This is a genomic window from Synechococcus sp. R8-2 (genome assembly GCF_047461715.1).
In the GTDB taxonomy this organism is placed as follows: Bacteria; Cyanobacteriota; Cyanobacteriia; order Thermostichales; family Thermostichaceae; genus Thermostichus.
The window spans coordinates 1-7,180 of record NZ_JANSHQ010000040.1 but is presented as its reverse complement, the minus strand read 5'-3'; the positions used below and the strand labels follow the sequence as shown (position 1 = coordinate 7,180).

General features: G+C 59.0%; 9 protein-coding genes and 1 tRNA gene. 5 read left to right on the top strand and 5 right to left on the bottom strand.

What is annotated here, in order from left to right:
- Positions 1-147: 147 nt before the first annotated feature.
- From NW819_RS01125 to ureG, 4 genes are all read right to left on the bottom strand, one after another.
- Positions 148-227: transfer RNA gene (locus tag NW819_RS01125), tRNA-Leu, on the bottom strand.
- 58 nt (positions 228-285) lie between these two features.
- Positions 286-1,800, bottom strand: a complete 1,515-nt coding sequence (locus NW819_RS01120) for a hypothetical protein (protein WP_414356074.1) — start codon at positions 1,798-1,800, stop codon at positions 286-288.
- A gap of 51 nt (positions 1,801-1,851) precedes the next feature.
- On the bottom strand, positions 1,852-2,655 hold the full coding sequence (locus NW819_RS01115; RefSeq protein WP_414352216.1) for an urease accessory protein UreD: 804 nt from the start codon (positions 2,653-2,655) through the stop codon (positions 1,852-1,854).
- A complete protein-coding gene (ureG, locus tag NW819_RS01110) occupies positions 2,652-3,314 on the bottom strand; it encodes an urease accessory protein UreG (RefSeq protein ID WP_414412633.1) in 663 nt (220 codons plus the stop codon). Before ureG ends, NW819_RS01115 begins: the two co-directional genes overlap by 4 nt.
- Positions 3,315-3,373: 59 nt before the next feature.
- Here ureG and NW819_RS01105 point away from each other — a divergent pair, with 59 nt between their 5' ends.
- Both NW819_RS01105 and NW819_RS01100 read left to right on the top strand, forming a co-directional pair.
- Positions 3,374-3,628, top strand: coding sequence for a hypothetical protein (locus NW819_RS01105; protein WP_041436298.1), 255 nt, complete (start codon positions 3,374-3,376; stop codon positions 3,626-3,628).
- A gap of 164 nt (positions 3,629-3,792) precedes the next feature.
- Entirely contained in the window at positions 3,793-4,350 is a 558-nt protein-coding gene (locus NW819_RS01100; RefSeq protein ID WP_414352218.1) for a carboxymuconolactone decarboxylase family protein, read from the top strand.
- A 57-nt stretch (positions 4,351-4,407) separates the two neighbouring features.
- Here NW819_RS01100 and NW819_RS01095 read toward each other — a convergent pair whose 3' ends face one another.
- Complete coding sequence (locus NW819_RS01095; RefSeq protein WP_414383787.1) at positions 4,408-4,731, bottom strand: DUF3288 family protein; 324 nt, start codon at positions 4,729-4,731, stop codon at positions 4,408-4,410.
- Positions 4,732-4,901: 170 nt separating this feature from the next.
- On the opposite strand from NW819_RS01095, the gene NW819_RS01090 reads away from it, so the two are divergent.
- The 3 genes from NW819_RS01090 to NW819_RS01080 all read left to right on the top strand — a co-directional run.
- The gene (locus NW819_RS01090; RefSeq protein WP_414412634.1) at positions 4,902-6,086 is read left to right on the top strand and encodes an NAD(P)H-quinone oxidoreductase subunit H; all 1,185 of its coding nucleotides are present in this window, start codon (positions 4,902-4,904) and stop codon (positions 6,084-6,086) included.
- Between the two features lie 39 nt (positions 6,087-6,125).
- A complete protein-coding gene (locus NW819_RS01085; RefSeq protein ID WP_011432507.1) occupies positions 6,126-6,329 on the top strand; it encodes a hypothetical protein in 204 nt (67 codons plus the stop codon).
- Between the two features lie 56 nt (positions 6,330-6,385).
- Positions 6,386-7,180 (top strand): NADH-quinone oxidoreductase subunit H (locus tag NW819_RS01080; RefSeq protein WP_414412632.1); only part of this gene is annotated, 795 nt, incomplete at its 3' end.

The window sequence follows — 7,180 nt, the reverse complement described above, 5'->3', positions numbered from 1 at the left end:
CTAAGGACTCCGTCCCGCTGGCACCCTGCTCCAGAAGGGCTTGGCTGGTTCTATCACCAAACCCCTGTGAGAAGAGGCAAGACGGATCAACCTACCAAACCCAGAAAGCAGCGAGCCTTACAGCTCGTCACAGCAGACTAAAAATCATGGGCAAGGTCGGATTCGAACCGACACGGTTTCCCGCCGCATTTTGAGTGCGGTGCGTCTACCAGTTTCGCCACTCGCCCGACTTGGAACCATTATCCTACTGAACTGGCGAAACCTCGTCAACCAATCCTCCCAACCCTAGTTGCGGCGGTCTTTCTCCAGTTGCTGGGCCTTTTGCCGAAGCTGGCGGGTTTGCTCCATCACCTCCTCCAGATCCTCGTGGGATAGCCGCTCGACGTAGTTAATTTTGATCTCTTCCAGCAAGTCTTGCAGGAGAGAGCGAATTTCCTCCAAAGCGTGCTCCTGGGTGAGTTCTCGTGCCAAGACTTCACCAAACCGCTGCATCAGTTGCGCTGCCAGCTTGGAGCCGACGGGATCCTCGAAACTGCCCGTCAGGGTTTTGTAGGTGGTGGTGGTCAGCTCGTTGGCCAGGCGCTCCGTCAGTTGGCCAGGCAGGGATCCCAGGCCGGGAAGCTGTTCTAGAGTTTGCATGGCAGGCAACTGCTTGAGCAGGCCATCCAGGTTGTAGCGGAGCAGTTGTTGCAATTCCGGTTGCACCTGGGGCAAAACGCGGTAGAGAACAATGCGAAAAACCAGGTTGGCAATCGCCTCCAGCTCGTTGGTGTTGTTGATATCAATGTAGTCGCGCTGGGTACGCGCTGCCGGCAGCAGGGGCAGGGATCCCCGCTGAATGGATACCTGGATTTGGTTGATCACCCGCACGACAATGACTTCCGTCAGATCCTCGGCGAAGTTGGTAACAAAGCCCTGGCTCACCTGGGCGCGTACCCGCTCCAGATCCAGCAACTGTGCTTGTCCCAGCCGGATGGTGACGGGGATCACCCGCAGCCAGCGCCAAAAGGGCAGCAGCAACAGCACATCGTACCAACGCCAGAGCATGGCATCCAGCCAATTGACGCCGGTGTAGCGGCGGCTGATGGCCACCGTGCGCAGCAAAAATTCCAGCCCAAACAGAAGCACGAAGGGAAAATCCAGCACCGGGAAAAAGTCAACGGGGTTACCGCTCTCGCCAATGGGGCGGAAATAGTTGGTCTCAAAGAGGGGGCGCAGCCGGGTCTGGAAAAATTCAATTCCATCTGCGGGATCGGCGCCGGCCAAGTACTCAGCAGTCCAAAAGCGGGCAAAGGCGGCTCTGGCAGAGTCGGCTTCTGGGATGTGCTCCCGCATCAAATTGAGGATACGCACAAACTGGCCAGTTTTGTTGGCGCCCTGAAAGGGATTGGTCTCAATCATCTCGTCGCTGAGCTCCCGCAAGCGGGCCAGGATTGGTGCTGCCGCTTCCGACTCCACGCCAAACCGCAGGGTAACCTGGCGCAGCTCATCCACCAAGGCCAAGTAGCGCTGGGTTTCGGGGTTGGGCTCGATACCTTTGATGGGATCGTATAGGTCGGTCACCGGGGAACGGCTGGTTTCTTCGGAGAGAATCGGCAGCGGAATGGGAGGACCAAAGGCGCCAAAAATTTGCACCCGACCCTGGAGCCAAAAATCTCGCCCAGGCACATAGCTCATGTCGAAGAGCACCAAGCACAGGTTGCTCAGGGCCAGCAGGGCCATCCCCTTCTCGTAGAGGAGCAGCCAGCGACTTCGCCCCCTGAGGACAGAGCGTCTGAGAATCCGTTGAGCAGCGTTCAAAGGACTCCGTCCCGGCCTTGGGTCAACCAGTTGGTTTGAGTCAGCCTTAGTCTACCACCCCTGGGGTGAGCCACCCTTGGCTTGAGCAAGCTGTAGTGCAACCTGGCCAAAATGCCGCCAAATGGCCTCTGCCTGTGGCCCCACCTGGCGCAGAATCCAACCCTTACAGATGGGATCCGGAGACTTGACCAGCCAGTATGGGGACTCCGTTCCGCTGATGTGAACGGTCAGCCAAGTGGGTTCCGGCCAATCCCCCAGCAAGTACAGGGATCCCCAACAGAGATGGGATCCCAGCACTGACGCGGCGGAGACCTGCCGATGGGGAAAGTGCAGGTCTATGTGTTCCTGCAGCCAGAGTTTTCTCCCCTCGGGGGAGGATGGGATCCCAGCAGTGACCCAAACTTGCAAGCAGTTGGCAAGATGTTCAAACTGCCAGCGTTCGTCCATGGCCAGCCGTCCGGCAGTCCAGATCTCGGCATAGGCCAGGCGGGCTGTGGGATCCAGCTCAATTTGCACCTGCTGGCGAAAGTCTGCCCCTGCCCCCGGAATGGTCGGGTGAGGGATCCAGATCAACTGGCTGGTGGGGGCCAGCTTGACCTTGACCTGTTGCCGAATCAAGCCGGGATGTAGCCGCATTGCCCCTTGGGTGCGAATTTCCAGCGCCGAGCCTGGCCCCAGCCCGATCTCGATCCGATGGCGATCCCCACCCAGCAGGCCGCCGTTGGGGTTGCGCAGGTAGTACACAGGTGGCTCCCCAGGGGATCCCAGCCATTGCAAGGGAGCCTGAGAATACTCCCAAATGTGGGTATGGTCGCCTCGGCGGGTTGCCTTCAAGATGGCCTTACCGAAGTTCACAGGCGGCTCACCGAGGGGGGGTCGGCCTTGATGGGGCGAAACAGCACCTCCCGCTCCAGCCAACTGAGAATCTGCTCCAGCCCCTCGCCCGTGCGCAGGTTGGTAAAGACAAAGGGCCTATCTCCCCGCATGCGACGGGCATCCCGTTCCATCACCCCCAAGTCTGCTCCCACATAGGGAGCCAGATCGATCTTGTTGATCACCAGCAGGTCGGAGCGGGTGATCCCCGGCCCGCCTTTGCGCGGGATCTTGTCCCCTTCGGCCACGTCGATGACGTAAATGCAGGCGTCCACCAGCTCCGGGCTGAAGGTAGCTGCCAAGTTGTCCCCCCCCGATTCCACCAAGATGAGATCCAGGGGGCAAAAGCGGCGCTCCAGCTCCTGAATGGCGTCTAGGTTGAGGGAGGCATCTTCCCGAATGGCGGTGTGGGGGCAGCCGCCGGTCTCTACGCCAATGATCCGCTCTGCCTCCAGGGCCTTGGCCCGCACCAAAAACTCGGCATCCTCGCGGGTATAGATATCGTTGGTCACCACCGCCAAAGACAGGTGGTCCCGCAGCGCCAAGCAGAGCTTTTCCACCAAAGCGGTTTTTCCAGATCCCACCGGGCCGCCAATGCCAACCCGTACCGGCTGGGAAGTTTGCGCAACTTTGCCCGACATCGGATACCTGCTCCTCTTTTTGGGCATTCTAGAACCAGATGCTTGCAAGGGATCCGAGTATGGTTCGGCTTTTGGTGGCAACTGCTGTGGTGCTGGTGGGATTTTTGCTGGTTAACCGCCTCTATCGCAACCCGCTGAGTTCGGAGCCGAGACCAGAGCAAGCCAGCCCAGAAGCTGCCCAGCAAGGGATCCCTCAAGGTGGGCCGCTGCAGATTTACCAATCTCGGGAACAGATCCAGCAAACCCTCAACCAAGGGGCTACCGCCACCCAGCAGCAGGTGGAAGCCGTTGAGCAATCCTTGGGCAATCCTTGACAGGTTGCAAGCCCTGCAGGAGTGTCTGGAACGAAACCAAAAGACCAAGGCCCCCTTCTCAACGGGAGAAGGGATCCCTCCCCCAGACCGTGAAGCGCCCCTCAGGCTTGGGTGGATCCCCCAGACGCGCTAAAGTCGAGAATGCTGCAATTTATAGACCGTCCATGCGGATCCCTCCTGTTACCCCAGAGAAAGCCGATAAGCAACTGCAAAAGGTTTACGAAAGCCTGGAGAAAACCTACGGCACCGCCCTCAACCCCCTGCAGGTGATGGCCCACAAGCCCCAACTGATGCGAGCCGTGATGAACCTCTACGGGGCGCTGCACACCCAAAACCCCAACTTGCCTGAAGAGCTGAAGGAGCTGGTCAGCATCCGCATTGCCCAAATCAACGGCTGCCGCCACTACTGCCTTCCCTACCACACCCTGCAGGCGCAAAAGTACGGCGCCTCCCCTGCCAAAATTGCGGCGGTGGCCCAGGCCCGCACCAGCACCCTCTACACCGAGGCGGAAAAGCTGGCCATCGAGTACGCTGAGCGGATGACCGTGCCCAGCATGGTGGTGACCGACAGCTTCTTTGCCCAGCTAAAAGCCATTTGGTCAGATGAAGATCTGGTGGAGCTATCGGCTTGGATTGGCTTCATGAACTTCTGGACCAAGGTGATTGCCGCCCTGGATGTGCCTTTGGATCCCGTCTTTGCCGAGCAACTTCACGTCTCATGAACAACCGGCAAACTCCCCTCTCTCAGGGGGGTAAGGGATCCCGACCCAAACCCTCCACTAGGCCCAGTCGTCTCGCGTGCTAAAGCTGCGGTCGTACACCTGGCCGCGGGCATGGATCTGGCGAGTCCGGGCGAACAGCTCTTCTTCGCTCAGGCCCCACTGTTCCAGGATTTGATCCAAATCCCGCTGCAGATCCCAGGCGCCGGGGAAGCCGTGGTAACGGATGCGCAAACGGGCAACTTCCGCCAGTACCCAATCCGAGAGGGGCCTCTCCTGGGCCTGCACCATCAGCTCATCGAGCACAGCCCGGTCGGTGGCATACTGCGGATGTTGCTGCTCTCTCCGGGATGGGCCATTCGCGGGTGAACGGGATATAGCCATCGGTCTCCCTCCTTTTTCTCTCACTCTAGTTGAGTTCCCCTGGAGATTTTCAATATCGAGGATTGGGATCCTTGATGGCATGGGATCCCGAGAAGGCAGAAGAAAACCGCTATACTGCAAATGTTGCAGACCATAAACATTCTTCAGTTGCGGAGGCGGCGGCTATGCCCATGCCCATGATCGAGACCCGTACCGACCGGATGTTGCTCAACTTTGGGCCGCACCATCCCTCCATGCATGGGGTTTTGCGCCTGCTGGTCACCCTAGACGGTGAAAACATTGTCGATTGCGAACCGGTGATTGGCTACTTGCACCGCGGCATGGAAAAAATCGCCGAAAACCGCACGGTGGTGCAATACCTGCCCTACGTCTCCCGTTGGGACTACGGGGCCGGCATGTTCAACGAGGCCATCACCGTCAATGCCGTTGAGAAACTGGCCGGGATCAGCGTGCCCAGACGGGCCAGCTACCTACGGGTGATCATGCTGGAGCTGACCCGCATCACCAACCACCTGCTTTGGTTTGGTCCCTTCTTGGCGGATTTGGGCGCCCAAACCCCCTTCCTCTACGCCATGCGGGAGCGGGAGTGGATCCTAGACTTGTTTGAAGCCGTCACCGGCATGCGCTTGATCAACAACAACTATTTCCGGGTGGGCGGCGTGGCGGTGGACTTGCCCTACGGCTGGACGGAAAAATGCCTAGACTTTTGCGAGTATTTCTTGCCCAAAGTGGATGAGTACGAACGGCTGGTGACCGACAACCCCATCTTCCGCCGACGGCTGGAAGGGGTGGGCACCATCTCCAAGCAGGATGCCATCAATTGGGGGCTGTCCGGCCCCATGCTGCGGGCCTGTGGCGTCAACTGGGATCTGCGCAAAGTGGATCACTACGAATGCTACGACGACTTCGACTGGGAGGTGGCCGTTTATCCCGAAGGGGATTGCCTAGCCCGCTATCGGGTGCGCATGAAAGAGATGCGCGAGTCCTGCAAGATCGTGCAGCAAGCGGTGAAGGCTCTGCCGGGCGGCCCCTTTGAAAACCTAGAAGCCAAGCGCATGCTGGAGGGGCCGAAGTCGGAGTGGAACAAAGGCGACTACCAGTTCATCAGCAAAAAGCCTTCGGCCAACTTCAAGATCCCCAAGGGGGAAGCCTACGTGCGGGTGGAGAGCGCCAAAGGAGAGCTGGGCATTTACATCGTGGGAGACGACAACGTTTGCCCCTGGCGCTGGAAGATCCGTCCCCCCGGCTTTGTCAATTTGCAGGTACTGCCTCAGTTGATTTGCGGCATGAAGGTAGCCGACATGATCGCCATCCTCGGCAGCATTGACATCATCATGGGCGAGGTGGATCGCTAGGAATCGCTAAGATACTTACGGAAAGCGAGGACAAAGGCGATGGCCTGGGCGATCTTGGTTCTGCCGCTGTTGATTGTGTCTGTCATTGCTGCGGTTATCGGCCCCAAGCAATGGGCTAAGTACCAAGAGGAAAGGCGCCGCCGCGCGGAAGAGCTATCTGATGCTCGCCTTCAGGCCATCATCCAGCAGGAGCTACGCCGCCGCAACCGTCCCCCCCAATCGGATCCCAACGGGAAAACTTAGCTACAGGGATCCCAAACCCTACCCAACCCGCCATCTCTAGGGAGCTACTCACCCCCATGACAAACGCTGGTATCGATCTACAACTTGGCTTCGAGACTGCCCTACAGAACCTAGGCTTGGGAGCAGGTGCAGCCCATGCCCTCTGGATGCCCCTGCCCATGTTGCTGCTGATCATCGCCGCCACCTTGGGGGTGATGGTCATGACTTGGCTGGAGCGCAAGATCTCGGCAGCGGCCCAACAGCGGATTGGCCCCAACATGGCCGGCCCTCAGGGGGTGCTGATCCCCATTGCCGACGGCATCAAGCTGCTGACTAAAGAGGATGTTCTGCCCATCCTGGCCGACCCAGTCTTGTTTACGCTGGGGCCGATATTGGTTTTCCTGCCGGTCTTCCTGTGCTACCTGGTGGTTCCCTTCGGCCAAAACCTGTTGATCTCCAACATTGCCATCGGTGTGTTCTTCCTGATCGCCACCTCCAGCGTGCAACCCATCGGTCTGTTGATGTCCGGCTACGGCTCCAACAACAAGTACTCTTTGCTGGGGGGGCTACGCGCGGCGGCCCAGTCGATTAGCTATGAGCTGCCGTTGGCCCTGTCGGTGTTGGCCGTGGTGCTGATGAGCAATGGCCTGGACACCGTGGGGATCGTGGAGCAGCAGAGCGGCCTGGGCATTCTGAGCTGGAACGTCTGGCGGCAGCCCATTGGCTTTGTCATTTTCCTGATCTCGGCTCTGGCGGAAACGGAGCGGATCCCGTTCGACTTGCCGGAAGCAGAAGAAGAGCTGGTGGCCGGTTACCAAACGGAGTACTCCGGCATGAAGTTTGCCCTCTTTTATCTGGGATCCTACGCCAAC

What these genes read in the sequence shown, in the direction of transcription:
- NW819_RS01085 (WP_011432507.1), top strand. Translation starts at nt 6,126, where the DNA reads ATGGCCTGGGCGATCTTGGTTCTGCCGCTGTTGATTGTGTCTGTCATT.
- NW819_RS01095 (WP_414383787.1), bottom strand. Translation starts at nt 4,731, where the DNA reads ATGGCTATATCCCGTTCACCCGCGAATGGCCCATCCCGGAGAGAGCAG.
- NW819_RS01105 (WP_041436298.1), top strand. Translation starts at nt 3,374, where the DNA reads ATGGTTCGGCTTTTGGTGGCAACTGCTGTGGTGCTGGTGGGATTTTTG.
- NW819_RS01100 (WP_414352218.1), top strand. Translation starts at nt 3,793, where the DNA reads ATGCGGATCCCTCCTGTTACCCCAGAGAAAGCCGATAAGCAACTGCAA.
- NW819_RS01090 (WP_414412634.1), top strand. Translation starts at nt 4,902, where the DNA reads ATGCCCATGATCGAGACCCGTACCGACCGGATGTTGCTCAACTTTGGG.
- ureG (WP_414412633.1), bottom strand. Translation starts at nt 3,314, where the DNA reads ATGTCGGGCAAAGTTGCGCAAACTTCCCAGCCGGTACGGGTTGGCATT.